Consider the following 25,616-nt stretch of genomic DNA (forward strand, 5'->3'; position numbering starts at 1 on the left):
TCAAATGACAAAAAGTAGCTAAAGGCGACCGTCCACATCTTCCTTCGATAATACCCACTTCACATCATAAAGAACTCCCGGTGTTTTCAAGAGAGCACGAATGCCAGTACTACCCATTTCATGAAACTGCTGGTGGGCAACAGCAATAATGATTCCATCCCACTGATGAGATAACTCTTCAATAAGGGAAATTCCATATTCTCTCTTGGCCTGTTGGGGATCTACCCAAGGATCGTAAATATCAACCCCTAGGCCATAACTTTGCAGTTCTTTGATAATGTCAACGACACGTGTGTTGCGTAAATCGGGGCAATTTTCCTTAAAGGTTAGTCCCATAACAAGTACACGAGCATTAGGTAAGTCAATTCCCTTTTTGACGAGTAACTTCAGAAATTGCGCTGCTACATAAAAGCCCATGTTATCGTTGATACGGCGACCAGCCAGAATCAGTTCAGGGTGATAATTGCAAGCTGCTGCTTTGTAAGTTAGATAGTAGGGATCAACACCAATACAGTGGCCACCGACCAATCCCGGACGAAAGGGCAAGAAATTCCATTTTGTGCTTGCAGCAGCTAACACTTCTTCTGTATCAATGCCCAATAGGTGAAAAATAATAGATAGCTCATTCACAAAAGCAATATTAATGTCTCGTTGAATATTTTCAATTACTTTTGCCGCTTCGGCCACTCTAATCGAGCTTGCCTTGTGTGTTCCCGCTGGAATAATTGATGCATATAGGCGATCAACTAAATCAGCAACTTCAGGTGTTGAACCAGAGGTAACTTTTTTAATTGTGGTTAAACGATGATTATGATCCCCCGGATTTATTCGTTCAGGGCTATAACCAACAAAAAAATCTTGATTAAATTTTAGTTTGGATTCCTGCTCAAGGATGGGAACACAAACTTCTTCTGTTACACCTGGATAAACAGTAGATTCGTAGATAACTATAGACTGAGGTGATAAAATCTGACCAACACTCTTGGAAGCTTTTCTTAAAGGTTCAAGATCTGGAACTTTGTAATAATCTATTGGAGTGGGAACAGAAATAATAAAAATATTACACTTTCTTAAATCTTCGAGATAGGTTGTGTACATTAGCAAGGAACACGCTTGCAAATCAGTGTCACTGACTTCTCCTGTTCTGTCATATCCCTGCTTAAGTTCAGCGATACGTTGGCTATTAACATCATAACCAATAGTATAGTACTTCTTGCCAAATTCAACGGCCAAAGGAAGACCAACATAACCTAAGCCAATCACAGCAATCTTAAAAGTATCAGAAAAATTAAGCATCATGCACTCACCTTCGCTAATTTCGGCATCTTTCACTTTTTTGAAAAGAGTTACAATATCCTAATAAAACTAACATGAACTGAGCAATTTGAGGTATTGAGCATTAATCTTTTTGACATCAAATAAGTCCAAAGCCATTTGATAGCTATGATACCCCATTGAAGGAATCAAACTAGGTTGTTCAATAAATTTCCGCATTGCAGTTATCAAGGCATTCACATCCCGAGGCGGAATAAGGTAACCATTATAGCCGTCAATAACCGTTTCACGGCAGCCTGGCACGTCCGTAGTAATCACTGGTCGACCCATAGCCATTGCTTCTTGCGTACTGCGGGGAACACCCTCACGGTAGGAAGGTAAGACAAACACACTAGTACTGGGTAGATACTCTTTGACATTAGCAAAGCCAAACCACTCAACTATACCAAGCTCTGTAAATTCCTTAATTTGTGCTTCAGATAAGCTCCCCGGATTGCTATCTAGTCCACCAATTAACCAAAATCGAACTTAATGAACCTCAGCACCTGTATGAATTAACTCTAAAATCAAATCTCTTCTGAAATTAATTAACATCCGAGCATTGTTGGAAAGCAATATCAATGACAACCCATCTAGCTTGGGTATTCCATAGTGATCTTTGATTGCCATCTTAAATAAAAGGATACATGCGATAGGGTAACCACGCGAAAGCATGATCAGCAAATTGCAGCCATACCCATAATACTAAAAAACTGTAACCAAGTACTAGAAGCATCCATCGATAAAATATTTCTCGGCTTTGAGTGAGAAAGAGGTAGGGCAGATTTCCTAGAACATAGATCTGAATAGGTATTAGGTACAGCGCAAGGCGATCGGCAGCAGTTGAAGAACCTGTTAGCAAGAGTGCAAACGAAAAAATAACTAGCCAAGATAAAGCAAGATAAACTTTTGAAGAAGTTCTAAAGAAATTATGCCCTGTATAGTATTCGATTAGAAAAATAGTTGCAGGTAAGAGATTCATGGATAGTCGAATTAAAGTACCTGAAGATGACATTCCTGTTCCGATATAGAGAACTAAAAATCTATCGCTGATGTTAGTAATTACAATTGCACCAATCAATGATAATACTGATATAACTAATATATAAATTATTTTTCCTGTTTTTAGTGCGTCAAATAAAAACATTAATATCGGCACTAATATCAGAAATATTGCTGTCTTATGAAACAGTAATGCTAAAATAAAAAACAGAATTGAATTTATTTTTTTATTGGATTCTAATGCCATTAACGCTAGTAGCTCTAAAGCGATCGCTCCTGCTTGGCGAGTATAACCCATTGCTACAACAGTCGTTAAGTATGGGAAAGCAACTGTTAAACCCAAGTAAGGATTTTTCAGTTTTTGACAAAAAGCAAATAAACAGCTTGTGTAAATCACTGCAACACATAAGTTTACAAAATAAATTTCTTGATCAAGAGCAGCAGCAATCTTATTAATCCAGTGATAGGCAGGGTCACCAAGTAGGGCTTCAAAGCCTACCCATGGCTGATATCTGGAAGCTTCTAATATACCTATATACGCCAACCAGTCTGCACCAACTTCAAATCTCAGACCAATAAAAGCGACATAAATACTAAAAAGAAATACCCAATACCACTTCGGCATTTCTATAACCGATGGTGTTAGCGTGAGTAAGAAAACAAAGAAATAGGGAAACATATGCTAGGGCTAGATATTCAGAAACAGCGCTCTAACCATGACTGAAACATTAATACTTCCTATAGTTGTCCTGCCCAATTGCGTTTTCCTGTTTGATGCTCCTGCCAGTATTGCCAAACAAGGTCAGGGTGTAGGTAGCCCTCCTGCTGAAGACGGGTTGGGTTCAACAAAGTTGCTCCCCAGTCTCGCAGTTCAGAACGCAACCACTGAGCTAGGGGAATACCAAACCCCATTTTAGGGCGTTCAATCAAAGGCGGCGGGACATGGCGATACAAAAGTTTACGGAGTACCTGCTTGCCCTGCTGCTGTCTGATTTTCATCTCAAGGGGGAGTGTCCAAGCAAACTCAACAATTCGATGATCTAGAAAAGGAATACGGGTCTCAAGACTCACTCCCATGGCGGCGCGATCGACCTTGACAAGAATGTCATCGGGGAGATAGGTGAGTAAATCAAGTGCCATCATATAGAACTCAAGGGATAGTTTTGTGAATCCCTCTGGTGGGCAAGTTGCTAATGAGGCGGGTTCATTGGCACCGATGACTAAACGTGAGGGCTGATCGAACTGCGATAAAAAGGAGAGGTACATTGCCTGACGAGAGTCTATGGTTAAGAGTTTCCTAAGTTTGTCGAGTCTGTCTCCGACCGTTGTGTATCGTAAATGTTTGGGCAAAAAGCGGTTGACCCCACCTATCACTTGATTCCATTGCGTAGGGGTAAGCAGATTCAGGAAATTTCTTAGGAGCCAACGACCGCTTTCAGGAATGGCTTGGACTCGACTCCATATTAGGGGTGTTAAAAAGTAGCGGTTGTATCCCCCAAATAATTCATCACCACCATCTCCAGAAAGAGCAACTGTCACCTCTTGGCGCGCAATCATTGACACAAGATGGGTAGGGATTTGAGAGGAATCAGCAAAGGGTTCGTCGTAAAGGTGGGTAAGTTTGGGAATGACATCCCGCGCCTCTTGACCTGTAAGGTAATATTCAGTGTGATCGGTACCCAAGTGTTGGGCAACTGCTTTAGCATATTGGGCTTCGTTATAGGCATCTTCATAGAAGCCAATGCTAAATGTTTTTACAGGTTGAGAGGACAGGCTTTGCATCAAAGCCACAACTGTTGAGGAATCGACGCCCCCGGACAAAAATGCGCCTAGGGGAACATCTGCTAAGAGCTGCCCTTTGAGACTTTGACACAAAAGACGCTCTAATTCAGTTGCTGCTTCGTCCTCTGTTCCTTGAAAAGGCTGGGCAAGCCCTTTAGCAATAACGCTTTCCAATAACCAATAGGCTTGGGGTGTGCCTTGAGTATTGGGGCTGAGGGCTTCAGCAGGCCACTGGAGATAGGTACCTGCTGGTAACTTCCAGATATGTTCATAGATGCTGTAGGGAGCAGGAATCCAACTGTAGCGGAAATACAGCGCTAAGGCATCGCGATTAATCAAGTTAGCAAAGGCTGGGTAAGCCCGAATCGCTTTGAGTTCTGAGGCAAAAACCAAGGCTCCATTGACCCAACCGTAGTAGAGGGGCTTTTCACCTATGCGATCGCGAGCCAAGGTAAGTGTATGCCTATCCCGATCCCAAAGGGCAAGGGCAAACATGCCAACTAGCTTTTCTAGGGCTGTGGTCACGCCCCAATGGCTAAAAGCCGCCAGTAGCGTCTCGGTATCGGAATGTCCGCGCCAAGGGGGGGCTGCACCAAGCGCTGTTAACTCCTGACGCAGTTCAAGGTGGTTGTAAATTTCACCATTAAAGACGAGGACATAACGGCCACACGCAGAAGCCATCGGCTGATGTCCTGCAGGGGAAAGATCAAGAATTGCTAGACGACGGTGGCCTAGGGCGATACCTGCCGCCTCATCTATCCAGACTCCCTCATCATCAGGGCCGCGATGGGAAAGGGTGCCATTCATCTTGCGGATAGTTGCTGCCCAGTCACCTAAAAAGGCAGCGTTGAGAAAACCAACTAGGCCACACATAGTCTATTCATAAAATTTCGGTATCTCCACCTTCTTATAGCCTAATGCCGTCCAGAATGGAGGACTATCTGAAAATTGAATATTTTCTAATCCAGCTTCCTCAAGCATGTGTTGAATCTCTAATTTTGAGAATCGTTTTTCTAGGGGTGTGCCAAAGCGATCTCTAGAGTCAACACGCATTGTATAGAATGTTTTATCTCGATAATAACTAAGTGGTAAGCTATTTACATTGAAGCCAGCTTTTTCAAGAAGATATGATAGTCGAGCCAAAGGAAAATAGATGGCTATAGCAATCAGGTTGGTTAGAAAAATTTTTACTTTATTAGGTAGCCTAGAAATAAACAATCGGGGAAGAATAGTCATATACCACAAACACAGGTACCAAAAAGGTCGATTATCCAGTTTGTAGTAAATATACACAAGAAATGGGGCTTTTGGCTTTAGTAAGGCTACACAAGATTTAATACCTTCAAGTGTATTAGGTATATGATGTAAAACTCCAAGACAATAACCAAAATCTTGGCTGTTAGCCTGTAAATCGATGTTATCAATTGTTGTTTTAAGAAAGTTTATATTGTGGAAGTCTCTTAGCATTGATTGAGCAACTTCAATAGCATCAGATGGTTCAATACAGTTTAGTATGCCTACTCTTGGTGCGACAAACTTTGCCCAACGACCTGTACCACAACCCATATCGAAACCAACTGCATTTGGAGGTAAAATGTCCCACGGGAAAATTCTAAAGTAATCAAGAAATAATTTTTCTAATTCAGATTCACTAACTTCAAGGTGATTAAAGCTAGTCCATTCACTACCAAAACTCTCCACCACTTTAGGATCATAATTGAAAGACATTGGCTATGCTCCTCACCCAGTATAAAAAATAAGAAATGAAGTAAAGTGCGATAAACTGTAAACCAAGGATTGGAAACTGAAGTATGATTCTCGTTATAGGAAAATTATATTTATTCTTTACTTTTTCAATCAAGTAGTCTGGTAGAACTTGCCTAGATTTTAGTTGATCATTTTGCACAATATTTTCAAAAATATACATATTTATAAAATAGAACTGACATTTACAGGCTAGTTCATGAGATAAATTTTTAGGAAAATTATAGACTGTGGCGTAATCAAAAATATTATTCCAAATTTGTAAATTATCTACAAAACTGTCTATGTTTGGAATTTTAGATTGATTATTAGAATGAATGCGCCAGACCGCAACATTTTTATTGAGAAACTTTACTTTACCATGAATAGCAAGACGATATAGCGATTCCCAATCAGAACTCAGACTATTAAAAGAGTAGAAATTTATCTCTGTTGCTATTTTTTTGCAATAAATTGTTGATAAATGTTTGAAAAAGAATTTTTTGTCTGGTAGTTTCATTAGCAAATCTATTCCAGTAAGATAGTCAACATTTGGAAATGAATATCCCACCCTCTTATTTTTATTCTCATATTCTTTAAATATATTTGCAGCTACGGCAACAACATCATTATCAAAGAGTCGAATGGCATCAGAAATAAAGTTATTATATATCAAATAATCGTCACCATCTAGATTTAATATATAATCACCAGTTGCGTATTGATAAAGAAGATTTCTATAGTTTTGAACACGCCCTAAGTTAGTCTTGTTTCTAACATAAGTTAGTCGAGAATCATTTATTGATTGAATGAGTTTACTAGAATTATCGGTTGAACAATCATCTCCAACAATAACCTCTAAGTTTGAATATGTTTGAGATAAAGCAGATGTGACAGCATCCAAAATAAATCTTTCCTGATTATAAGTAGGTATTATTATACTAACTTTAGGTAGATTCATTATTGGCCTCCTAATTGTTGGTAAATATTTTGATAGTCCTTTACGCCTTCTTCAAGAGAGAAATACTTAATGGCTGCTGCACGACATCGTTGGCTCAAGTGTTCGTCTTGTAGTAATTCTAAAATCTCTTCAGCGGCTTTACGCATAGCGGATTCATCAAAACTTCTTAAGATAACCCCAACTTTTTCTTGCTCAATGATCTGAGTCATATCCCCAACTCCATCATTGGTTACACATGGGATGCCACAGGCAAGAAATTCACCCAATCTGGTAGGGGCGCAAGCAAGATTAGAGTAAGCTGGCTTCCTAAAAAAAATTCCTAAGTTCATTTGCCTGATTATATCTGAAATACCCTGATAGTCAGAGCTAGTAATTTCAATAGATAACAAATTTACTTTACTTTGATTAATAATTTCACGAACTATTTGATGATCAGTTCGTGTCACAATGATAAATTTAGAGACCAAGTCTTTATCAATAGAATATAGAAAATAGATAAATTTAAGTACGTCAGAGAATAAATACCAATTACTTATAGAGCCAATATAGCCAATTACTAGATTATTCGTTTGCTTATGATTATTTACTGATTCATTTTCAGGTGAGAAAATATCTAAATCTGTGCAGGTTCTAATGCAGGAAAAATTTAGCTTTTTGTTTTGCAAATATTCAAACTTGCTGATTTCAGAAATGGCTGCTTCTGTTAGTGATACAGTATGATCTGCATTGAGCAAAAATTGCTTTTCAAACCATTTTGCCAAGTGATAAAGTTGACTGTTTGCAGGCCAAATACCCCCATCAACTCGCTCATCTGCCCAAAAGCCACGCATGTCAAAAATAAATTTAGTGCGTAGTAACTTTTTGAGGACTAAGGCAATTACAGAAGGAACATAGCTGCGAGCATGGACAATTTTAATCCTTCTTGTAACAGCAATAAATAAAGCTACTGTAATTCCTTGAAACAAGTCATAGGTTGTCGCCAGAACAGAGGGAGATTTATGGTACTTTAAGGGAATCCAATGAATTTGATGGGAGTGAACTTTCTTCTGAATTCTCTGGCGCTCAAGAACATTCTGCCAATCTTTAGCTTTCTCAAAACTAATGAGGTAGATAGTGTAACTATCGCTTAGCTTTTCAAGGTAGCGCAATACTTGGGATTGGCCAAGTGGCTCTAGCAAACCATCATAGGTAATGTAGAGTACATTACTGCTCATGGGGAAACATTACATTAAGATACTGCTGGGCAATCTTTTCAACCGAGAAGTCAGCCGCTCGTTGCTTTAGGAATTCAGGCTCTGGTGAACTCATTAGGGCTTCAGTCATGGCTTTGGCTAAGGCATTGACATCGCCGACAGGAACCAGCGTACCATATTTGCCATCAGCTAGAATCTCACGCGGACCATTCGGACAATCGGTAGAGACAACAGGTAGCCCACAGGATAGTGCTTCTACGATGACATTACCAAATCCCTCATAGTCAGAGGAGAGAACAAATAGATCAGCCGTTTTATAAAATACAGCGGGATTCGGATGAAAACCCGCAAAAATGACGCGATCGCCAATGCCTAGTTGATATGCTAACGCTCTTAGACTCTCTTCCAAATGACCTTTGCCAACTAGCATTAAGCGACTATCTGTAAAGGGTAATTGGGCAAATGCTTTCAAGAGGAGTGCGTGATTTTTTTCTTGTTTTAGATTGCCTACGCTTAGGACTCTGTATTTTTTAGGAACTCCCCACATCTGATCAACTACATTTAGCTCATCTTTACTAGGCTCAATCAGTAAGGGTCCGGGATTGTTGATAACATTAATTTTATTAAGTGGAATCTTTGCAATTTGAGACATATCTTGAGCTACACCTTGTGACACTGCAATACAAGCATCTGCTAAACGGTAGCCAATCATTGTTGAAAGACGAAGCTGTGAGTTGGTTACTATGCCCTTATCTTTGTAATGATTGGTTAGAGTAGTGTGTTCAGAAATCACCACTCTTACCAGAAGTGTTGAATCCTGCAACAAAACTTAACATTTTAAGTGACCAGTAGCTCTGGCTGCCAATCAAAGCTCCAATGCACTATCGAGCAGCGACGACTGAGTTCCAGTTGCAAATATCGCAATTTGTCTAATAGCTTCTTCCCAAAGTATTCAGGTATCTCCACCAGCTCTAAAATTAAATAGGCAATTAAAACCATATAAATCTGATTTATCACCCCGTTCAAACTCTTCGTAATCAACTTGTCTAATGATAAATGCATCTTCAGAAATTTCCATAGGTTCTCAATCGCCCACCGATGCCGATATAACTCACTCACTTCCTCATCACTCAGCTCCTTTAGATTTGTCGCTATACGAAACTCCGTTTGATTCTCGTCAAAAAATTGAACCACGCGATATCTCTCATGATTGAGCTTCATTCTCATGTTATTCTTGATACGTACAACAAATGAGCACTTCCTCTCACTCAGTCGCTCTAAAAATTGCCAGCTCGCAAACCCTCTATCCATGATTACAACAGCATTCTCAGGGATCATTTCTAGAATCTCCTCTTGAAAGCTCAAGTCATGTCTCTCCCCAAAAGAAATCACCGCTTTACCTATGATGTTCTCTGTTAAATCAAATCCCGTAAGTAACTTCACTTGATGATATTTATAGAACCAAAAGAGTTTACTGGTCAGGGTAATGATGGTTGAATCGATAGGAAACAGCGTCATGCTTGAAGTACGATGTCTCTTTTGGGCTTGAGACATCAGTTGAGTGTAAATCCCCTCAAATAAGCTGGTTGTCCGAGTTTTGTTGGCTTTGGAAAAAGTGGACATATCCACTGTAATCCCTGCATGATTCAAGCGATAAAATAAGGCTCTCATACTGGTTAACCCTTGGTCGAGAACGTAGGTCAACCAGATTTTGAAGAACAATTGAGAGTTCAGCACGGGGTAGTCACAGGGGCTGAGCCGGTTGAGAATGGACTTGACAAGAGTTGCAAAAGATGCCATAGTAAGTTGATTGTTTTTTTCTTCTTTTAAGGGAAGAATATGACATTTCTTCCCTTTTTTCTAGCCTCTCAAACTATCTTTCAACACTTCTGCACTCTTACATTAGACTGAGCTAATTTTTTAGAAAAGGGAGCAATTACTGTTAATGGCCACATAGCGCTTAAGAGAACAGATGGATTTTTAGCTTTTAAGTACTCAACAAGCTTAAAGACAGATTCAGATATTTTATGTTTATTTAAGGATTGAACTACACATAGAGACTGAGCTTCCTGAAGTAGCTCACCTTGTTTTACAAGAAGTAGGAACTCAACTTGATAACCTCGTCTTATAAATTCTCTAGCTAGCCGGAGACGGACATTCTCTACTCCACCACATCGTAAATCGGGTAAAAGTATTGATACCTTCTTAACCATGTTTAACTAATTAATTGTAAAAAACAAATCTTTTATAGCACTTTGCCAACCTGAATAATACTTGTAATGTCCTGATGCTAGTAATTTTATAACATATCTTATCCTATAAATATGGGGCATTGCTTGAATTTTCAACCTTTTCCTTTTTTTTATCCGACTGGCTATCCCATTAGAGGTATTTTCTCCATGCCGTCTGTAAAGTTGTAAAACAGAGGGGATTACTTTTTTAACTTCTAATATATTAGATAATCTATTCAGCCAAGCATCATGGGGGTGAAATTTCGGTATTGGCAAGGCAAGATATTTTAAATGCCTTCTAATAGCCATACAGCAACCAGTTGTAAATTCTTTTTCTGAACAACCTAGTGATAGTATTTGCCCTAGGTTAGTTAATTTTACGGTAATCCGATCTACAGGGAAATGAGCAAGCTGACTCATACTTTGAGCCACTCCTTGGGATACTGCAATGCACTGATCGGCAAGGCGATAACCAATGGTAGTTGAAAGACAGAGTCCCGCGTAGGTCAATGCCCCCCAGTCTTTATGTTGATTCTCTAAGGTACAGTGTTCGGAAATAATAACCTTGGTGCGAGAGCGTGAAATTCCTTTGCTAAGGGGAGCAAGACAGGTTAGCGGCCACATACTTGCTAACAAAACGTCTGGTTGATGCAAGCTGATATATCTGGAAAGAGGCAGCAAAACTTCGCGAAAGCGTGAAACTTCTAGAGAGTGGACTGAGGTGATACTAGAAGCTGTTTCAAGCAGCTCCCCACTTGATGAGAGTAGCAAAAATTCAACTGAGTATCCTTTGTTAACAAACTCTCTCGCCAGCTGAATACAGACTTGCTCAGCACCGCCACAACGTAGATCTGGTAACAGCAAAGCAATCTTGGTCATAGACCTTTCCTGTACGCCAGCCAGTTATTGCCATCAATTTGATGCAGCTCAAATCCAGATTTCTTGAGAAATTGAAATACAGGATTGTGCTCTTTTTCCCTAGTTCTTTCTTCAAAAATTAGATAATCAGTTTTCTGAAGTGTTAAAACTGCTCCTTGTAGTGCTTGAAGTTCAGCCCCTTCTAAATCCATCTTGATCAATCGGATGTGAGAGATATCTTTGGTAAGTGTGTCTAAGGTTATAGTTTTGACTGCTATCTCTTTGTCCGTTTTCTTTTGTGAATCTACTTTAGAAATAGTTGCCTGACCAAATTTTCCTTCCTGAACAGTAGCTATGACCTCTTGATTATCTTGATCGCTGAGAGCAAACTCAATAACTTCAACATTAGTACATTGATTGAGCTGCAAATGATGGTTAAGGATTGCTGCTGTGTCTGGCATCATTTCAATACTAAGAACTTTGCCCGTATCCCCAACCAGTTTCGAGGCAAGAACGGAGTAAAAACCAATGTTTGCTCCACAATCAATAAAAAAGTCACCCATTTGAAGTTTGTTTCTAATTGTCTGGAGAACTGCTTGCTCACGGAAGGGTAGGACATGCCACAAATCATCTGAGTAAGCTCGAATATGAAATTCACCAATATTTCTGACGGTAACATTAGCATCTTTGATAAGCTGAGGGTCTTGCCACTGAATCAAATTTTCAAGGCTAGTAATCGGAGATAAATAAAATGATTTCCAAAGAATTTTTTCGTCCTCTGTATATTTTCCTCTGACTTGCCATATTACTACTAACCACCGAGCCAAGCGTTGTGTATAATTTTTTATCTTTCTTAAACTTTCTCTTAGATTATTGGGTAAAATCTTTTTTGTATCTGATATCATAATCGCTACCTTTGAATAGATACTCCTAAAACTAGACAGAAGAGGTTTCTAAGTAAGTATAAGGAGTAATTACCAAATAATCTGGATACACAAAATTTAATATCATTAGTTGATGAAGTTTTAAAAATTTGCTGGATTTTTTGAAATAAGCTGAGATTTAGGTATTTTGAATGTAATTCGGCAGAATAAATAATAGGCTTCATATTTTCAATAAATTGTTCAGTATCTGGATAATTATGCTCTTTAATCAGGGCAAAAAAGTAATTACAAAAATTTACTGTTGACTGATTAAAAATCATGGCTTTTTTTTCTGCAATTTCAATTTCTCTATAACTAATATATTTTCTATTGCGTGCTATTCTCGCGAAATTTGAAACAGATAAGCAGTTAATTCGATAATTAACTAGTGGGGCTTGTATCCATTCAATTCTCTCTCCTTTGAGATTTATGATGTGGGAAGCAAATGCATCTTCAATTAAGATATATTGATTACTCAATGGAACATTTTGAAATACTTTCAAATCATAGGCTGCTGAACCTCCAGTAACATGTCTTATTTTATTAAATTCAAATCTTCTAGGCCTTATGCATTTTCTATAGCATATTTCTAATCCATCTAAATATTTAATTTGATTATTTTGAGAAATTAAATTCCCTTCATAGTCAATTTCATTGTAGCCAGAGCATAAGGCATGGCATGGGTTTTTAATCCAGTGATTAACTAAAGTTTCTGTGCGGTGAGGTAAAGAAACATCATCGCCAGCAGCAACAACTAATAGTTGACCTTTGGCTTCTTTTGCTACTATCAATAAGTGATCTAATGTGCCAGTGTTATGGGGGTTTCGCCGCGCTCTAACTTGATGTTTGCCACGGTAGTTGGCTGCCATTTCCTGCATAATTTCAAAGGTGCGATCGCTAGAGCAGTCATCGGAAAGAATAATTTCTAATGGCTCATAGGTCTGACTAAAGACGCCTTCAATCGCTTCGCGAATAAATTGCTCTTGGTTATAAGCAAATACGGCGAAAGTGACCAGTGGCTTATCTTGGCTACTCATAGGGGGGACTCAAGGCTAGCTATGAACTGGCTAATAGTTTGGAGTTGCTCAATCGAGTGGTGAGGACTTATCGGTAAGCTTAGCACTTCTTGGGCAAATCGTTCCGCGATCGCGAAGGATTTTTGGCTGACATCGAGATTGGCATAGGCGGCCTGACGGTGAGGGGGAATGGGGTAGTGAATTAGGGTACCAATGCCTGCGGCGTGCAGGTTTTCCTGAAGAGTCTGGCGCTGGGGAGTGCGAATCACAAAGAGATGCCACACTGGCTCTGCCCAAGGGGGAACAAAGGGGAGTATTACGGAAGTCCCTTGCAGTTCTGTGAGGTAGAGTTGGGCTAGTTTTTGGCGGCGCTGGTTCCATTCATCGAGGTACTGCAATTTCACCCGTAGGATCGCGGCCTGTAGAGGATCGAGGCGACTGTTGACCCCTTGCACTTCATTTACATACTTAACCCGTGAGCCATAGTTCCGCAACATACGAATGCGATCGCTCAACTCGGGGTTATTGGTCGTTATAGCCCCCGCATCCCCAAGGGCACCCAAGTTCTTGCCGGGGTAAAAGCTCCATGCGACAGCATCCCCGTGGGCACCAATTCGCTTCCCTTTGTAGCGTGCACCATGAGCCTGAGCAGCGTCTTCGAGTACCCAGAGCTGATAATGGCGAGCAATCTCTAGGATCGGGTCAAGATCAGCCGGTTGACCATAGAGATGGACGGGTAGAATCACTTTGGTGTTGGCAGTGATCGCCGCTTCAATCTTGAGGGGATCAATATTGTAGGTATGGGGATCAGGCTCCACTGGCACAGGAATAGCTCCGCACTGACTGACGGCTAGCCAAGTGGCGATATAGGTGTTGCTGGGAACAATGACTTCGTCTCCATGGGTCACCCCCATTGCCCGCAAAGCAAGCACAAGAGCATCTAAACCATTACCAACACCAATGGCATAATTGGCACCGCAGTAAGCAGCCCATTCAGCTTCAAAGGCTTCTACCTCTGCACCAAGGATGTACCAGCCGGAGTCAAGCACACGGGCAACGGCAGCATCAATTTCCGCTTTGAGTTCGCGGTAGGCCGCCCCCAAGTCAAGAAAGGGAATCGTTGTCATGGCATTGAGCGCTTCTGAGCAAGGGCTAGGAATTCGTCGTAGTTGCGGATGTAATCGCTTTCATCATAGGGGGCAGAGGCTAAAACCATACACACGGCACCCGAGGAGAAGTTATCGAGGTATCGCCACATCATTGGGCAAATATACAGGCCAAAGTAGGAGCGGTTCAGGTGATAACGCTGCTTGCGATCGCCATCATCGAGGACAACATCAAAACTACCAGACATGGCCACCACAAATTGATGCAGCGCCTTGTGGGCATGGGCACCGCGATCGGCACCGCCGGGAACATCATAGAGGTAGTACACCCGCTCGATTTTGAAGGGAATATGACGCTCTCCCTCAATAAAGGTCAGATTACCCCTTGGATCCGTAATTTTGGGGAGTTGAATAATTCTACACTGATCAAGCATAATTTTTCCTATAGAGGTTATATTATTTTTAACTTATATTCTGGTATAATGCCTAACCCATAAAGAAAAGGAGGGTATAGCATTGTTAAATCACAATGTTATTTTGTGTATTGCAGGAAAGAACGATATTGCAGTACGTGCACTTAAACTTGCACTAGCAGCTTATCATAAAGTTACTGTATTAGCCTGTCCCAATCCAGAGGATAACGGTCAGGACAGTTGGCAGCCTTCATTTAGAAGACTTGCCTCTAAGTTAGGAATTCCAATTGTAGAAATTAAAGACATAGAAGGAATATCAAACCTAGTATTTGTATCATTAGGATATTCTCGGCTTGTTAAAGTTAAAAACTTTCTATCTCGTCGATTATTTAATATTCACTTTTCTCTATTACCAGCTTACCGAGGTGCTTATACTAGTATATGGCCAATATTAAATGGTGAAAAATTTACTGGCGTAACTCTACATAAAATTGATGATGGAATTGATACGGGAGAAATAATTTCACAGAGAAAAATTGAAATTAAGCCATATATGACTTCAAGAGATCTTTACTTTACATATATGTCGGTAGGATTTGAAATCTTTCAAGACTACCTTGACATACTGATCAAAGACCCAAACCCAGAAAGTGCGCCGCAACCAATGGAGGGTGCTAGTTTTTACTCTAGAGAATCTATAGACTTTTCAGATTTAGAAATTACGTTCAATGGAACCGCTGACCAAATAGTCAGAAAACTGCGAGCTTTATCATTCCCTGAATATCAGCTACCGAAATACAAGGGCAGAGATATACTTGGCTGGCATATTCAACTAGAACGTTCCACTATGAAGCCGGGAACAATTGTTGAGTCATCAGAAAATTTCACAGTTGTTACTACCAGAGATTATAACCTTTGCTTACTCACTGAAAGGTGAATTTCCTGAATAATCGGAGCGGCGGGATTTGAACCCACGACCCCCACTACCCCAAAGTGGTGCGCTACCAAGCTGCGCTACGCCCCGTTAAGCTTTACCAGTATAACACGAGTTCAGAGAACATCCTAGTCAGTGATGGAAATTTTGCGCAACCACTCCAGAATCTGGGCATTCACCTGCTCAGGTGCTTCATCTTGAGGGCAATGGCCCACCTCTGGTAAGGCGACAAACTCCTGCACACAGGGAAATTGAGCTAGCTTCTGCCCTTCATCAATGGGTTCCCAAGGGTCGGCGGCTCCCCACAGGAAATAGGTGGGGCAGGTAATCTGGGGTAGCAGGTCTTCGGGTAAGGGACCTTGGGAATAGCGGACAAAGGCTAAGAAGACCTCGGCAGCCCCCACGTCTTGGGCAGGGGTGAGTAATATCTCTACCAGTTCATCGGTGACGGCGGCAGTGTTGGCATAGGCTTGGTGGAGAATACGGCGCACAGTACGGGGTTGGGCAATTTGGCAGAAAAAGTAGGTGCCAAGGGTGCGATTGCCTAAAAGTTGCTGGAGTAGGCTGGTTCCCCAGCGGCGGTACCAAGGCAGTTGCGATCGCTTGCGATCGTGGAGCTGACGCAAAGAGCAGTTCAGCAGGATCAGTTGACTGACCCATGCAGGCTGGAAAACAGCGGCCTGTAAAGCAACGACGCAGCCAATGGAGTTGCCGATTAAAACCGTGGGCTGACCAATGCCCTCGCGGCAAAAGTCTAGAACCAAGGTTGCCCACGTCTCAAATGTATAGGGGATGACCGAGGGAGCGGGTTTGGCGGAGCCACCAAAGCCCAGTAAATCAATGGCATAGACTTGATGGTGAGCTGCGAGGGCAGGGATGTTTTTGCGCCAATGCAAGCTAGAGGCACCAAAGCCGTGAATCAGGAGTAGGGGGATGCCCTGAGTCCCTTGATGCCGATAGAGAATCGGGTAACCGTGCCAATGCCACGTTTGAGCTGGGAGAGAGAAAGTCATTTAGTCGGCTTGCAGAAATTGACGGTAGCGATCGCTCAACTCCTGAACAGCCCGCTCATAGAATTGCTGTCCATGCTCAGGGGTGGCCAAGCTGGAATCTGCCCCCATACGACCATCGGGATAACGGCGGCGAAAATCTGCGGCACCGTAGATGGCATGGCTGGTGTTGACTTCGGGATTGAGGGGAACGCGTTTAATGGCCTCTGGATAGAGAAATTGGGTCACCGCCACTTCACTGGGGGTGGCATGGGAACCCTCGCGATCGCCATACAATTCCCGCGCCCGCTGCATCACTGAGGAACACATAAACCAGTTGGCCAACTCACAGCGCACCTGATCCGCCTCGGGAATGTGCAAATCGGCTAAGACTGCATAGGTTTCCGCAAAGGCCGCCTTCACTGTCGCGATATTGCCGCCATGACCATTAATGAAAAAGAAGCGTTGAAAGCCTGCCCGTACCAAGCTCACTAAATAGTCGCGAATGACAAGAATCAACGTGCTAGGGCGCAAACTAATGGTGCCGGGGAAAGCTGTATGGTGTAAGGCCATGCCCACGGAAATTGTCGGGGCAACAAGGGCATGAGTTGCTTCCCCTACCCCTTTGGCGATCGCCTCGGCACAGAGGGCATCGGTGCCAATGAGACCCATAGGGCCATGCTGCTCCGTGGAGCCAATGGGGATAATCATCCCCTTGGAAGTGTTGAGATAGGCTTCAACCTCTGGCCAAGTACTCAAGTGTAGTAGGGGCATTCCTGTCTCCTAAATCGCATCCTCAAGAACGGCTCGTGTATTCCGCCATGCCCAAATGCCCGCGATCGCCACCACGCCCCCCATCCCCACCATGACCACTGTGAGGCCAAGGAAGTCCGAAAGAATCCCGGCGATCGCCAAAGGCACACTGAGGGCAATATTGACAATGTTATTTTGGAAGCCAAAGACCTTACCCCGCATCGTCGCCGGCGTCCGAACTTGAATGAGGGTCTGCATGGGAATACCAATTAAAGATGCCCCCATTCCCAGCAAAATACTTAAGCCCAGCCCCACCCACAGATGATGCACAAAAGCAAAGACCAGTAGGACAGCTGCCATCACCAAAAAGCCAATCAAAGGCAGGGGTCGATGATGCAATTTTTCCCCCCATTGGCCCAAAACCCCCGCCCCTAAAATTAACCCCAGCCCTGCGGCGGCCAAGAGAAAGCCAAACTGATTAGGACGCAGGCCAATTTCTTGGGCTAAACTGACGGCCAACACCGTCAAGGCGGCAAAGACACAATAGAGGATCGTTAACTGGAGCATGGCATTCCCCAAGAGGCGATTTTTGCGCACGTAGTGAAACCCCTCCTGCAAGTCCTGCCATACATTGAGGTGGCGATCGCGCTCATGAACTGCTTCTCGGTAGCGAATCGAGGCTAAAACCAATCCCGCCATAACGTACAGCACACCGACAACGACTTCACGGGCATAGACACCCCCTATGGCCACAGCACCACTTAGCAATGGCTCACCGATGGCAAACCCCACTACGAGTGACCCCATCATTGTTGTGATAAAGAGGGCATTCGCCGAGAGCAGATTTTCCTCCTTCACTAGCAGGGGAATCGCCGCCTGTTCTGCCGGGGCAAAGAATTGGGTCAAAATAGACTCTGAAAACGCAATCAGCAGCAGCAGCGTAAACCGCTTGGGAATAAAAATCAGGGTAAAGACCAAGAGCCCCCGCAGTGTATTGGTAATACTCATTAGCTCCCGCTTGGGGTAGCGATCCACAAAGGTGCCCGCCGTTGAACCAAAGAAAACCGCTGGTAGCGTATTGGCAATCATTACGGCTGAGGCCTTAGAGCCGGGCAGTTCATAGCTGGCGTCGTAGGAAACCGCCAGTGTAATTAGAAGGACGAGAAAAATTTTGTCCGCCAGTTGGGAGATGATTTGACCGCCCCATAACTTGAGGAAATTCTTGTTCCGCATCAGAGCAGCAAACCCTTCTGGACGGGGCTTGGGACCAGAACTTACCATTGCTGTTGCTCACTGACCATGAACACAAGTTTCCTCACCGTTACCAAAGATTGGGGCTGGCAGTCTGAATCCAATATACCGTCAGACCCTTGCCGGCGTTTGCCCTGTCTCTGTATCCTTTGAGGTTCGTTTTGGGCATTCTGAGGAGTACAGGTCGCAAAAATCACCAGATAGGAGGAAGTAAAAATACCAAAAATTACCCTTGCCTGTGTAGCATATAACACCCTACCATCTGAGAGTTAATAACCATTTAATTTTCTGCCAATAAGAAATTATCGTTTTAGAAGCAGAACTAAATCATCGTCCCAATCTGGCTTGGCTGGAGGAGCAATTGGGAAATACCAAGGGGGCGATCGCCAGCCTAACGATGGTACTGAAGCACGTCAGTTTATTGCAGACACATTACCCCAGACTTGGCTAGAACTCGGCTTCCCAGCCAACCACCAAAATTATTCGGCATTTATGGAGACGTTAAAAACGGAAATTGCTGGGTCACTCTAGAATAAACTTAAGTCCCCTTGAACTCCACCCATGAGTGAACCCGTCACCCAATCGCAACTGACAGAAGTCCTCGAGACCATGAAGGCCATGCAGTCGCAACTGGCGGAACTTACCCTTGAGGTGAAAGTCGGTCAAGCGGAAATCCGTGAGAAATTTAACACGATTGATCAAAAATTCCAGACTCTGGAGGCCAAGTTTGAAGAGAAACTGAACACGCTAGAAGCAAAATTTGATGAGAAATTCAACACCATAGAAGCCAAAATCGAGGCAGTGCGCTTGGAAGTACAAACCAATCGCGAGCAGTTAGTGGACTTAGGGAAGCGTCAAGGTTCAACGGAAAACCGCCTTTGGGCACTACTAGTGGCGCTCTTTTTGATGGTGGCGGGACTATTGGCCAAGATTACCCTGTTTGACCAAGTCTAAGGATGAGCAGCATGAGTGAACCCGTCACCCAGTCTCAATTCGCAGAAGTCCTCGAGACCATGAAGGCCATGCAGTCGCAACTCGCAGAACTCACCCTTGAGGTGAAAGTGGGTCAAGCAGAAATCCGTGAGAAATTCAATACGATTGATCAAAAATTCCAGACTCTGGAGGCCAAGTTTGAAGAGAAACTGAACACGCTGGAAGCCAAGTTTGAAGAGAAGCTGAACACGCTAGAAGCAAAATTTGACGAGAAATTTAACACGATTGACGAGAAATTCAACACCATAGAAGCCAAAATCGAGGCAGTGCGCTTGGAAGTGCAAACCAATCGCGAGCAGTTAGTGGACTTAGGGAAGCGTCAAGGTTCAACGGAAAACCGCCTTTGGGCACTGCTAGTGGCGCTCTTTTTGATGGTGGCGGGACTATTGGCCAAGATTACCCTGTTTGACCAAGTCTAAGGATGAGCAGCATGAGTGAACCCGTCACCCAATCGCAACTGACAGAAGTCCTCGAGACCATGAAAGCCATGCAGTCGCAACTGGCGGAACTTACCCTTGAGGTGAAAGTTGGTCAAGCGGAAATCCGTGAGAAATTTAACACGATTGATCAAAAATTCCAGACTCTGGAGGCCAAGTTTGAAGAGAAACTGAACACGCTGGAAGCAAAATTTGACGAGAAGTTTAACACGATTGACGAGAAATTCAACACTATAGAAGCCAAAATCGAGGCGGTTCGCTTGGAAGTGCAAACCAATCGCGAGCAGTTAGTGGACTTAGGGAAGCGTCAAGGTTCAACGGAAAACCGCCTTTGGGCACTGCTAGTGGCACTCTTTTTGATGGTGGCGGGACTATTGGCCAAGATTACCCTGTTTGACCAAGTCTAAGGATGAGCAGCATGAGTGAACCCGTCACCCAGTCTCAATTCGCAGAAGTCCTCGAGACCATGAAGGCCATGCAGTCGCAACTGGCGGAACTTACCCTTGAGGTGAAAGTCGGTCACGCGGAAATCCGTGAGAAATTCAATACGATTGATCAAAAGTTCCAGATAGTAGATGAGAAATTGAATGCTATAGAAGTCAGATTTGAAGAAAAGTTCAACACACTAGAAGCCAAGTTTGAAGAGAAACTGAACACGCTGGAAGCCAAGTTTGAAGAGAAGCTGAACACGCTAGAAGCAAAATTTGACGAGAAGTTTAACACGATTGACGAGAAATTCAACACCATAGAAGCCAAAATCGAGGCGGTCCGCTTGGAAGTGCAAACCAATCGTGAGCAGTTAGTGGACCTAGGAAAGCGCCAAGGTTCAACGGAAAATCGCCTTTGGGCACTGCTAGTGGCACTCTTTTTGATGGTGGCGGGACTATTGGCCAAGATTACCCTGTTTGACCAAGTCTACTAAAACGCTTGGTCAAAAAAAGAGGGCTGAGGGGAAAGTCCCAACCCAACTCTCTTGAATCAGTTTCAATTGCACCTAAACAGTTGCCAGTTCCGCTTGACGCCGGAAGTTGAGGCGTTCGTTTTCGCCCACATCCACCAGAATCGTGTCGCCATCGAAAAACTCGCCCCGCAGGATAGCTTTGGCAATCGGGGTTTCCAGTTGTTTCTGGATGGCACGTTTCAGCGGACGGGCACCATAGACGGGGTCGTAACCCACTTCGGCCAAAAAGTCGATCGCCTTCTCTGTGAGGGACAAGGTAATGTGGCGATCGCTCAAGCGTTGCTGCAACCGCTGCACCTGCAATTGAACAATTTGCCGCAATTGATCCTTGCGCAGGCTGTGGAAGATGATAAATTCATCCACGCGGTTGAGGAATTCAGGGCGGAAGTGGGCGCGCATTGCCTCCATGACGCGATTGTACATTTCCCCGTAGCGGCTGTCATCGCCGGCCACATCAAGGATGTACTGAGAACCAATGTTGCTGGTCATGATGATGATGGTGTTCTTGAAGTCCACCGTCCGCCCTTGGGCATCAGTGACACGGCCATCATCGAGAATTTGCAGGAAGATGTTGAAGACATCGGGATGGGCTTTCTCGATCTCATCGAAGAGAACCACGGCATAGGGACGGCGGCGAATGGCTTCTGTGAGTTGACCGCCTTCGTCATAGCCCACATAACCGGGGGGCGCCCCAATTAACCGCGATACGGCGTGTTTCTCCATGTACTCCGACATGTCAATCCGCACCATCGCCTCTTCGGTGTCGAACATGAAGGCCGCCAAGGCTTTGGCCAATTCCGTTTTACCGACACCCGTTGGCCCAAGGAAGATGAAGCTGGCAATGGGACGGTTGGGATCCGCTAGTCCGGCACGGGAGCGCTGAATGGCCTCCGCTACTGCGGTGACGGCCTCATCTTGACCGACAACCCGCTTGTGCAGCTCTTCTTCGAGGTGGAGCAGTTTTTGGGCTTCCGACTCCACCAGTTTGCTGACAGGGATGCCTGTCCACTTGGAGATGATTTCAGCAATGTCGGCCTCGGTCACTTCATCCCGCAGCAGAGAGCGACCCCCCACTTGAATCTCCCGCAGTTTGGCTTCGGCTGCCGCCAGTTGTTTGTGGAGTTCTGTGAGTTTGCCGTACTTCAGTTCAGCGGCACGGTTGAGGTCGTAGTTGCGCTCCGCTTGCTGGATCTCGATATTGACTTTTTCGATTTCTTCTTTGATGGCTTGGAGACGGTCAATGACCTCTTTTTCTGCTTGCCACTGGGCATTGAGGCGGCTTTGCTCTTCCTTGAGATCCGCTAGCTCTTTTTCCAGTTTCTCAAGGCGATCGCGCGAGGCTGCCGAGGTTTCTTTTTGCAAGGAGAGCCGCTCCATTTCCAGCTGCAGGATTTTGCGGTCAATCTCATCCAGTTCCTCCGGCTTGGAGGTAATCTCCATTTTCAGTTTCGCGGCGGCTTCATCTACCAAGTCAATGGCTTTATCGGGCAAGAAGCGATCGCTAATGTAGCGGGTTGAGAGCGTAGCTGCTGCCACCAAGGCGGTATCGGAAATTTTCACGCCATGGTGGATCTCATAGCGTTCCTTGAGACCCCGCAAAATCGAGATCGTGTCCTCAACGCTGGGCTGATCCACATAGACCTGCTGGAAGCGCCGCTCTAAGGCTGCATCCTTTTCAATGTACTTGCGGTACTCATCAAGGGTGGTGGCACCAATACAGCGCAGTTCCCCCCGCGCCAACATCGGTTTGAGCAGGTTGCCGGCATCCATCGCCCCTTGGGTTGCCCCGGCACCAACGACAGTGTGGATTTCATCAATAAAGAGGATGATTTGGCCGTTGGAGTCGGTGACCTCCTTCAGAACTGCTTTGAGGCGCTCTTCAAATTCACCGCGATACTTGGCACCGGCAATCAAGGCACCCATGTCGAGAGCAATCAACTGGCGATCGCGCAGGGAATCAGGCACATCCCCCGCCACAATCCGCTGTGCCAAGCCTTCAGCAATGGCGGTTTTACCAACGCCGGGTTCACCAATGAGCACTGGGTTATTTTTGGTACGGCGGGAAAGAATCTGAATCACACGGCGAATTTCATCATCACGGCCAATGACGGGATCCAGTTTCCCTTGACGAGCCAAGAGCGTCAGATCACGGCCATATTTTTCCAGCGCCGCATATTTGCCCTCTGGGTTTTGATCCGTCACTTTTTGGGAGCCGCGAATTTGCTGAATCGCTTCCCGTAGGGCTTTTTCGCTCAGGCCGACCTCCTGAAGGAGTTTTTTGCCAAAGCGATCGTCTTGGGCAAAGGCCAATACCAAGTGCTCAATCGAGATAAACTCATCCCCAAACTGTTTGCGTGCCTCTTCGGCGCGATCGAGGAGCTTGTCAAGGCTCTGTCCTAGATAGACGCCACTGGGATTACTGATTTTCGGCTGACGGTTAATGAATTCATCGGTGAGATCGCGAATGCGCTGCACCGAACAGCCAGCTTTTTGGAAAATTTGTGTCGCTAGACCCTCTTGCTCGAGCAGCGATTTCATCAGGTGTTCACTTTCGAGATTCTGGTGCTGTGCCTGCTTGGCTAGATCTGGTGTGCGGGCGATCGCAGCCCATGCTTTTTCGGTAAATTGATTTGGATTGGATGGTTGCATAGCTGACCCTTTGACCCCTTTTTCCAGTTTTTAACTATTTATATTGTATGAATTGCAAGAAAAACGCTTTTTCGGACTTCCCTACTTTAAGGGTAGAATAAACTCCCCAGAATAAGTTCGAAAGAATTAGTGCAAATTAGTTCCAGCGTAGCGTCTAGAGGCGGGGTTGGGGAAAGCCTCTTTGGGAAGAGAGACCGTTTCTCTATAGAATGTAAGGCACTGCAAGTTGGCAACACAAGCTATGACAAACTCCCCTATGACTGAGCGCTCACCGCGTCAAGAGGCGGTTCTGTACTATCCGGTACTGGGTTCCCGTCGCCCTAGTAACTACTTTTGGGCAACAGCGGTCTCCATTGGTGGCTTGGGCTTCTTTTTGGCTGGTCTTTCTAGCTATTTGCACCGCAACCTACTGCCCATTGGGAACCCAATTGATTTAGTCTTTATTCCCCAAGGCATTGCCATTGGCTTTTATGGGGTGGCGGCGCTGCTGTTGGCAACGTATCTGTGGCTGGCGATCGCTTGGGATATTGGCGCTGGCTTCAATGAATTCAACAAAGAAACGGGCGTTGTCCGCATTTTCCGCTGGGGTTTTCCGGGGAAGAATCGCCGCATTGAGGTCAGCTGCCCCATCAGCGATGTCCAATCCGTGAGAATTGTGATTAAAGAAGGGCTAAACCCGAAACGCGCCCTCTACCTTAAAATCAAAGGTCGCGGCGAAGTCCCCCTAACGCGCGTAGGTGCGCCCTTGCCGTTGGCAGAACTCGAAACCCAAGGCGCCACAATCGCCAGCTTTTTGGGTGTCCCCGTTGAGGGACTCTAGCTTTAGTCTTCGTGATCGTCAAAAGGATCCGCTAACTCCTTGGAAGGAGGGCCAAAGGAGAGGTAGATAGAGTAGCCGGTCACGCCAATGCAGATGGCAGCGAGAGCAATGCTAAGAACTGTTGCAGGTTCCATAGAAGCGTTCTAAATGGGAGCAAGATGTGCTTCTATAATATTACGAAACATTAAAACTCTGTTCATCTCGTTCAAAAAAGGGATTTATGGCACGACGGACTTGGCTAGGGGATCTCCTGCGCCCCTTGAACTCTGAATACGGTAAAGTCGCCCCCGGCTGGGGTACCACTCCCTTGATGGCGGTCTTTATGGGGCTGTTCCTTGTCTTTTTGCTGATTATTTTGCAAATCTACAACTCGACACTCATCCTCGATGGTGTTAACGTGAGTTGGAAAGCACTAGGATAACCCATGAACGTTTTTGGTATCGGTCTGCCGGAACTGATTGTGATTCTGGTGGTGGCGCTTTTAATCTTTGGCCCTAAAAAGCTGCCGGAAATTGGTCGCAGCCTTGGCAAAACCAAGCGTGCCTTTGAGGAAGCCTCCCGTGAATTCCAAGATGAAATGAAACGGCAGACCGCTGCCCTCGAACAGGAACAGCAGGCCAAGGCAGAATCGGAATCATCGCGGGAACCCTCTGCTTAGGTGGCATGGTTCTCCAACCCTGTGTGATTGTCGGCCTTGGGAATCCGGGGGCAGAGTATGCGACGACGCGCCACAATATTGGCTTTCGTGTCCTTGACGCCCTTGCCGATCGGTATAAGGTGCAGTTGACCCCGCAGCGGCGCTTCTTGGGAGAGGTGGCCGAGGTTCCGATTCATGGTCAAAAGGTACGCCTCCTCAAACCCACTACCTATATGAATAGTTCGGGGCAGTCTCTCCATGCCCTGCTGAATTTTTATAAGCTGCCCCTTGAGCGAACCCTTGTCGTCTATGATGATGCCGATTTGCCCTTGGGGCGGCTGCGCTTGCGCTTGAGTGGCTCGGCGGGCGGACACAACGGCATTAAGTCAATTATTCAACACTGTCATTCGCAGCAGTTTCCCCGCCTCAAGGTGGGCATTGCCTTTGGCGATCGCCTGCAGCAACAAACCGGGCCGCGCAATGCTGTGCCCTTTGTTTTGGGACATTTTTCGGCTGCTGAACTCGCCATTTTACCTGCTGTGCTTGACCTTGCCGTGGATGCCATTGAGTTAAGTATTCAGTCTGGGGTGGAGGCAGCGATGAACCACTTCAACGGCAAAAGCATTCCCCTACCGCAATCCTGAACCCCC

At 44.7% G+C, this 25,616-nt stretch carries 29 protein-coding genes and 1 tRNA gene; 10 read left to right on the forward strand and 20 right to left on the reverse strand.

The genetic code is table 11. The features are described 5' to 3' along the window. Positions 1-18: 18 nt before the first annotated feature. The 14 genes from tviB to RHJ31_RS12020 form a co-directional block, all read right to left on the reverse strand. A complete protein-coding gene (tviB, locus tag RHJ31_RS11955) occupies positions 19-1,296 on the reverse strand; it encodes a Vi polysaccharide biosynthesis UDP-N-acetylglucosamine C-6 dehydrogenase TviB (protein WP_206201605.1) in 1,278 nt (425 codons plus the stop codon). Between the two features lie 69 nt (positions 1,297-1,365). Continuing rightward, positions 1,366-1,788 carry a glycosyltransferase gene (locus RHJ31_RS11960; protein WP_310828560.1) on the reverse strand — a complete coding sequence of 141 codons (423 nt, stop codon included), beginning with the start codon at positions 1,786-1,788 and terminating at the stop codon, positions 1,366-1,368. 157 nt (positions 1,789-1,945) lie between these two features. Next, positions 1,946-2,941 carry an EpsG family protein gene (locus tag RHJ31_RS11965; RefSeq protein WP_302676742.1) on the reverse strand — a complete coding sequence of 332 codons (996 nt, stop codon included), beginning with the start codon at positions 2,939-2,941 and terminating at the stop codon, positions 1,946-1,948. Between the two features lie 113 nt (positions 2,942-3,054). Next, positions 3,055-4,971 (reverse strand): asparagine synthase (glutamine-hydrolyzing), encoded by a 1,917-nt coding sequence (gene asnB, locus RHJ31_RS11970; RefSeq protein ID WP_302676743.1) that lies wholly within the window; start codon positions 4,969-4,971, stop codon positions 3,055-3,057. Between the two features lie 3 nt (positions 4,972-4,974). Then, on the reverse strand, positions 4,975-5,826 hold the full coding sequence (locus RHJ31_RS11975; protein WP_302676744.1) for a bifunctional 2-polyprenyl-6-hydroxyphenol methylase/3-demethylubiquinol 3-O-methyltransferase UbiG: 852 nt from the start codon (positions 5,824-5,826) through the stop codon (positions 4,975-4,977). Continuing rightward, positions 5,810-6,802, reverse strand: a complete 993-nt coding sequence (locus RHJ31_RS11980) for a glycosyltransferase family 2 protein (RefSeq protein WP_302676745.1) — start codon at positions 6,800-6,802, stop codon at positions 5,810-5,812. The genes RHJ31_RS11975 and RHJ31_RS11980 overlap by 17 nt, the downstream gene beginning before the upstream one ends. Next, positions 6,802-8,016, reverse strand: coding sequence for a glycosyltransferase (locus RHJ31_RS11985; protein ID WP_302676746.1), 1,215 nt, complete (start codon positions 8,014-8,016; stop codon positions 6,802-6,804). Before RHJ31_RS11985 ends, RHJ31_RS11980 begins: the two co-directional genes overlap by 1 nt. Then, positions 8,006-8,791, reverse strand: a complete 786-nt coding sequence (locus tag RHJ31_RS11990) for a glycosyltransferase (RefSeq protein WP_302676747.1) — start codon at positions 8,789-8,791, stop codon at positions 8,006-8,008. Before RHJ31_RS11990 ends, RHJ31_RS11985 begins: the two co-directional genes overlap by 11 nt. A gap of 41 nt (positions 8,792-8,832) precedes the next feature. Continuing rightward, positions 8,833-9,795 (reverse strand): IS4 family transposase, encoded by a 963-nt coding sequence (locus RHJ31_RS11995; RefSeq protein ID WP_302676102.1) that lies wholly within the window; start codon positions 9,793-9,795, stop codon positions 8,833-8,835. A gap of 419 nt (positions 9,796-10,214) precedes the next feature. Then, on the reverse strand, positions 10,215-11,105 hold the full coding sequence (locus tag RHJ31_RS12000; protein ID WP_302676748.1) for a glycosyltransferase: 891 nt from the start codon (positions 11,103-11,105) through the stop codon (positions 10,215-10,217). Continuing rightward, positions 11,102-11,989: an FkbM family methyltransferase gene (locus tag RHJ31_RS12005; protein ID WP_302676749.1), complete on the reverse strand. Its 888-nt coding sequence runs from the start codon at positions 11,987-11,989 to the stop codon at positions 11,102-11,104. Before RHJ31_RS12005 ends, RHJ31_RS12000 begins: the two co-directional genes overlap by 4 nt. Before the next feature lie 5 nt (positions 11,990-11,994). Beyond that, on the reverse strand, positions 11,995-13,044 hold the full coding sequence (locus RHJ31_RS12010) for a glycosyltransferase family 2 protein (RefSeq protein ID WP_302676750.1): 1,050 nt from the start codon (positions 13,042-13,044) through the stop codon (positions 11,995-11,997). After that, entirely contained in the window at positions 13,041-14,150 is a 1,110-nt protein-coding gene (locus RHJ31_RS12015) for a DegT/DnrJ/EryC1/StrS aminotransferase family protein (RefSeq protein WP_302676751.1), read from the reverse strand. Before RHJ31_RS12015 ends, RHJ31_RS12010 begins: the two co-directional genes overlap by 4 nt. Continuing rightward, positions 14,147-14,563: an FdtA/QdtA family cupin domain-containing protein gene (locus RHJ31_RS12020; protein WP_302676752.1), complete on the reverse strand. Its 417-nt coding sequence runs from the start codon at positions 14,561-14,563 to the stop codon at positions 14,147-14,149. Before RHJ31_RS12020 ends, RHJ31_RS12015 begins: the two co-directional genes overlap by 4 nt. Positions 14,564-14,645: 82 nt before the next feature. Between RHJ31_RS12020 and RHJ31_RS12025 the strand changes: the two genes are divergently transcribed. Then, positions 14,646-15,479 carry a methionyl-tRNA formyltransferase gene (locus tag RHJ31_RS12025; RefSeq protein ID WP_302676753.1) on the forward strand — a complete coding sequence of 278 codons (834 nt, stop codon included), beginning with the start codon at positions 14,646-14,648 and terminating at the stop codon, positions 15,477-15,479. A 13-nt stretch (positions 15,480-15,492) separates the two neighbouring features. Here the strand turns inward: RHJ31_RS12025 and RHJ31_RS12030 are convergent. From RHJ31_RS12030 to RHJ31_RS12045, 4 genes are all read right to left on the reverse strand, one after another. After that, positions 15,493-15,566, reverse strand: a tRNA-Pro gene (locus RHJ31_RS12030). 38 nt (positions 15,567-15,604) lie between these two features. After that, complete coding sequence (locus RHJ31_RS12035) at positions 15,605-16,489, reverse strand: alpha/beta fold hydrolase (RefSeq protein WP_302676754.1); 885 nt, start codon at positions 16,487-16,489, stop codon at positions 15,605-15,607. Then, positions 16,490-17,239 (reverse strand): creatininase family protein, encoded by a 750-nt coding sequence (locus tag RHJ31_RS12040; RefSeq protein ID WP_302676755.1) that lies wholly within the window; start codon positions 17,237-17,239, stop codon positions 16,490-16,492. Between the two features lie 9 nt (positions 17,240-17,248). Further along, entirely contained in the window at positions 17,249-18,499 is a 1,251-nt protein-coding gene (locus RHJ31_RS12045; RefSeq protein ID WP_302676756.1) for an MFS transporter, read from the reverse strand. Between the two features lie 315 nt (positions 18,500-18,814). On the opposite strand from RHJ31_RS12045, the gene RHJ31_RS12050 reads away from it, so the two are divergent. The 5 genes from RHJ31_RS12050 to RHJ31_RS12070 are packed head-to-tail and all read left to right on the forward strand — an operon-like array spanning position 18,815 to position 20,821. Then, positions 18,815-19,000 (forward strand): hypothetical protein, encoded by a 186-nt coding sequence (locus tag RHJ31_RS12050; RefSeq protein WP_206201145.1) that lies wholly within the window; start codon positions 18,815-18,817, stop codon positions 18,998-19,000. A gap of 30 nt (positions 19,001-19,030) precedes the next feature. Next, complete coding sequence (locus RHJ31_RS12055; RefSeq protein WP_206201144.1) at positions 19,031-19,423, forward strand: hypothetical protein; 393 nt, start codon at positions 19,031-19,033, stop codon at positions 19,421-19,423. Between the two features lie 11 nt (positions 19,424-19,434). After that, entirely contained in the window at positions 19,435-19,881 is a 447-nt protein-coding gene (locus tag RHJ31_RS12060; RefSeq protein WP_206201143.1) for a hypothetical protein, read from the forward strand. 11 nt (positions 19,882-19,892) lie between these two features. Then, positions 19,893-20,306 (forward strand): hypothetical protein, encoded by a 414-nt coding sequence (locus tag RHJ31_RS12065; RefSeq protein WP_206201142.1) that lies wholly within the window; start codon positions 19,893-19,895, stop codon positions 20,304-20,306. 11 nt (positions 20,307-20,317) lie between these two features. Then, entirely contained in the window at positions 20,318-20,821 is a 504-nt protein-coding gene (locus tag RHJ31_RS12070; protein WP_302676757.1) for a hypothetical protein, read from the forward strand. A 72-nt stretch (positions 20,822-20,893) separates the two neighbouring features. Here RHJ31_RS12070 and clpB read toward each other — a convergent pair whose 3' ends face one another. Further along, positions 20,894-23,509 (reverse strand): ATP-dependent chaperone ClpB, encoded by a 2,616-nt coding sequence (gene clpB / locus RHJ31_RS12075; protein WP_302676758.1) that lies wholly within the window; start codon positions 23,507-23,509, stop codon positions 20,894-20,896. Between the two features lie 241 nt (positions 23,510-23,750). On the opposite strand from clpB, the gene RHJ31_RS12080 reads away from it, so the two are divergent. Continuing rightward, the gene (locus tag RHJ31_RS12080; protein WP_302676759.1) at positions 23,751-24,329 is read left to right on the forward strand and encodes a photosystem I assembly protein Ycf4; all 579 of its coding nucleotides are present in this window, start codon (positions 23,751-23,753) and stop codon (positions 24,327-24,329) included. A 2-nt stretch (positions 24,330-24,331) separates the two neighbouring features. On the opposite strand, the gene psbN is transcribed toward RHJ31_RS12080, so the two are convergent. Then, positions 24,332-24,463 (reverse strand): photosystem II reaction center protein PsbN, encoded by a 132-nt coding sequence (psbN, locus tag RHJ31_RS12085; RefSeq protein ID WP_206201138.1) that lies wholly within the window; start codon positions 24,461-24,463, stop codon positions 24,332-24,334. A gap of 86 nt (positions 24,464-24,549) precedes the next feature. On the opposite strand from psbN, the gene psbH reads away from it, so the two are divergent. The 3 genes from psbH to pth are packed head-to-tail and all read left to right on the forward strand — an operon-like array spanning position 24,550 to position 25,610. After that, positions 24,550-24,750 (forward strand): photosystem II reaction center phosphoprotein PsbH, encoded by a 201-nt coding sequence (gene psbH / locus RHJ31_RS12090; RefSeq protein WP_149820192.1) that lies wholly within the window; start codon positions 24,550-24,552, stop codon positions 24,748-24,750. Positions 24,751-24,753: 3 nt separating this feature from the next. After that, complete coding sequence (locus RHJ31_RS12095; RefSeq protein ID WP_206201137.1) at positions 24,754-24,987, forward strand: TatA/E family twin arginine-targeting protein translocase; 234 nt, start codon at positions 24,754-24,756, stop codon at positions 24,985-24,987. Between the two features lie 5 nt (positions 24,988-24,992). Then, positions 24,993-25,610, forward strand: coding sequence for an aminoacyl-tRNA hydrolase (gene pth / locus RHJ31_RS12100; protein WP_302676760.1), 618 nt, complete (start codon positions 24,993-24,995; stop codon positions 25,608-25,610). Positions 25,611-25,616: the final 6 nt, after the last annotated feature.

It is taken from the genome of Thermosynechococcus sp. JY1331, assembly GCF_031583475.1.
In the GTDB taxonomy this organism is placed as follows: domain Bacteria; phylum Cyanobacteriota; class Cyanobacteriia; order Thermosynechococcales; family Thermosynechococcaceae; genus Thermosynechococcus.

Excerpts from the sequence above, each read along its gene's own strand:
- RHJ31_RS12055 (WP_206201144.1), top strand. The coding sequence starts at position 19,031 with ATGAGTGAACCCGTCACCCAATCGCAACTGACAGAAGTCCTCGAGACC.
- RHJ31_RS12065 (WP_206201142.1), top strand. The coding sequence starts at position 19,893 with ATGAGTGAACCCGTCACCCAATCGCAACTGACAGAAGTCCTCGAGACC.
- RHJ31_RS12005 (WP_302676749.1), bottom strand. The coding sequence starts at position 11,989 with ATGATATCAGATACAAAAAAGATTTTACCCAATAATCTAAGAGAAAGT.
- RHJ31_RS12010 (WP_302676750.1), bottom strand. The coding sequence starts at position 13,044 with ATGAGTAGCCAAGATAAGCCACTGGTCACTTTCGCCGTATTTGCTTAT.
- asnB (WP_302676743.1), bottom strand. The coding sequence starts at position 4,971 with ATGTGTGGCCTAGTTGGTTTTCTCAACGCTGCCTTTTTAGGTGACTGG.
- RHJ31_RS12045 (WP_302676756.1), bottom strand. The coding sequence starts at position 18,499 with ATGGTAAGTTCTGGTCCCAAGCCCCGTCCAGAAGGGTTTGCTGCTCTG.
- pth (WP_302676760.1), top strand. The coding sequence starts at position 24,993 with ATGGTTCTCCAACCCTGTGTGATTGTCGGCCTTGGGAATCCGGGGGCA.
- RHJ31_RS12080 (WP_302676759.1), top strand. The coding sequence starts at position 23,751 with ATGACAAACTCCCCTATGACTGAGCGCTCACCGCGTCAAGAGGCGGTT.
- RHJ31_RS11995 (WP_302676102.1), bottom strand. The coding sequence starts at position 9,795 with ATGGCATCTTTTGCAACTCTTGTCAAGTCCATTCTCAACCGGCTCAGC.
- psbN (WP_206201138.1), bottom strand. The coding sequence starts at position 24,463 with ATGGAACCTGCAACAGTTCTTAGCATTGCTCTCGCTGCCATCTGCATT.
- RHJ31_RS11965 (WP_302676742.1), bottom strand. The coding sequence starts at position 2,941 with ATGCCGAAGTGGTATTGGGTATTTCTTTTTAGTATTTATGTCGCTTTT.
- tviB (WP_206201605.1), bottom strand. The coding sequence starts at position 1,296 with ATGCTTAATTTTTCTGATACTTTTAAGATTGCTGTGATTGGCTTAGGT.
- RHJ31_RS12070 (WP_302676757.1), top strand. The coding sequence starts at position 20,318 with ATGAGTGAACCCGTCACCCAGTCTCAATTCGCAGAAGTCCTCGAGACC.
- RHJ31_RS12035 (WP_302676754.1), bottom strand. The coding sequence starts at position 16,489 with ATGACTTTCTCTCTCCCAGCTCAAACGTGGCATTGGCACGGTTACCCG.
- RHJ31_RS11980 (WP_302676745.1), bottom strand. The coding sequence starts at position 6,802 with ATGAATCTACCTAAAGTTAGTATAATAATACCTACTTATAATCAGGAA.
- RHJ31_RS12040 (WP_302676755.1), bottom strand. The coding sequence starts at position 17,239 with ATGCCCCTACTACACTTGAGTACTTGGCCAGAGGTTGAAGCCTATCTC.
- RHJ31_RS12015 (WP_302676751.1), bottom strand. The coding sequence starts at position 14,150 with ATGACAACGATTCCCTTTCTTGACTTGGGGGCGGCCTACCGCGAACTC.
- psbH (WP_149820192.1), top strand. The coding sequence starts at position 24,550 with ATGGCACGACGGACTTGGCTAGGGGATCTCCTGCGCCCCTTGAACTCT.
- RHJ31_RS11975 (WP_302676744.1), bottom strand. The coding sequence starts at position 5,826 with ATGTCTTTCAATTATGATCCTAAAGTGGTGGAGAGTTTTGGTAGTGAA.
- RHJ31_RS12020 (WP_302676752.1), bottom strand. The coding sequence starts at position 14,563 with ATGCTTGATCAGTGTAGAATTATTCAACTCCCCAAAATTACGGATCCA.
- RHJ31_RS12060 (WP_206201143.1), top strand. The coding sequence starts at position 19,435 with ATGAGTGAACCCGTCACCCAGTCTCAATTCGCAGAAGTCCTCGAGACC.
- RHJ31_RS12095 (WP_206201137.1), top strand. The coding sequence starts at position 24,754 with ATGAACGTTTTTGGTATCGGTCTGCCGGAACTGATTGTGATTCTGGTG.
- RHJ31_RS12000 (WP_302676748.1), bottom strand. The coding sequence starts at position 11,105 with ATGACCAAGATTGCTTTGCTGTTACCAGATCTACGTTGTGGCGGTGCT.
- RHJ31_RS11985 (WP_302676746.1), bottom strand. The coding sequence starts at position 8,016 with ATGAGCAGTAATGTACTCTACATTACCTATGATGGTTTGCTAGAGCCA.
- clpB (WP_302676758.1), bottom strand. The coding sequence starts at position 23,509 with ATGCAACCATCCAATCCAAATCAATTTACCGAAAAAGCATGGGCTGCG.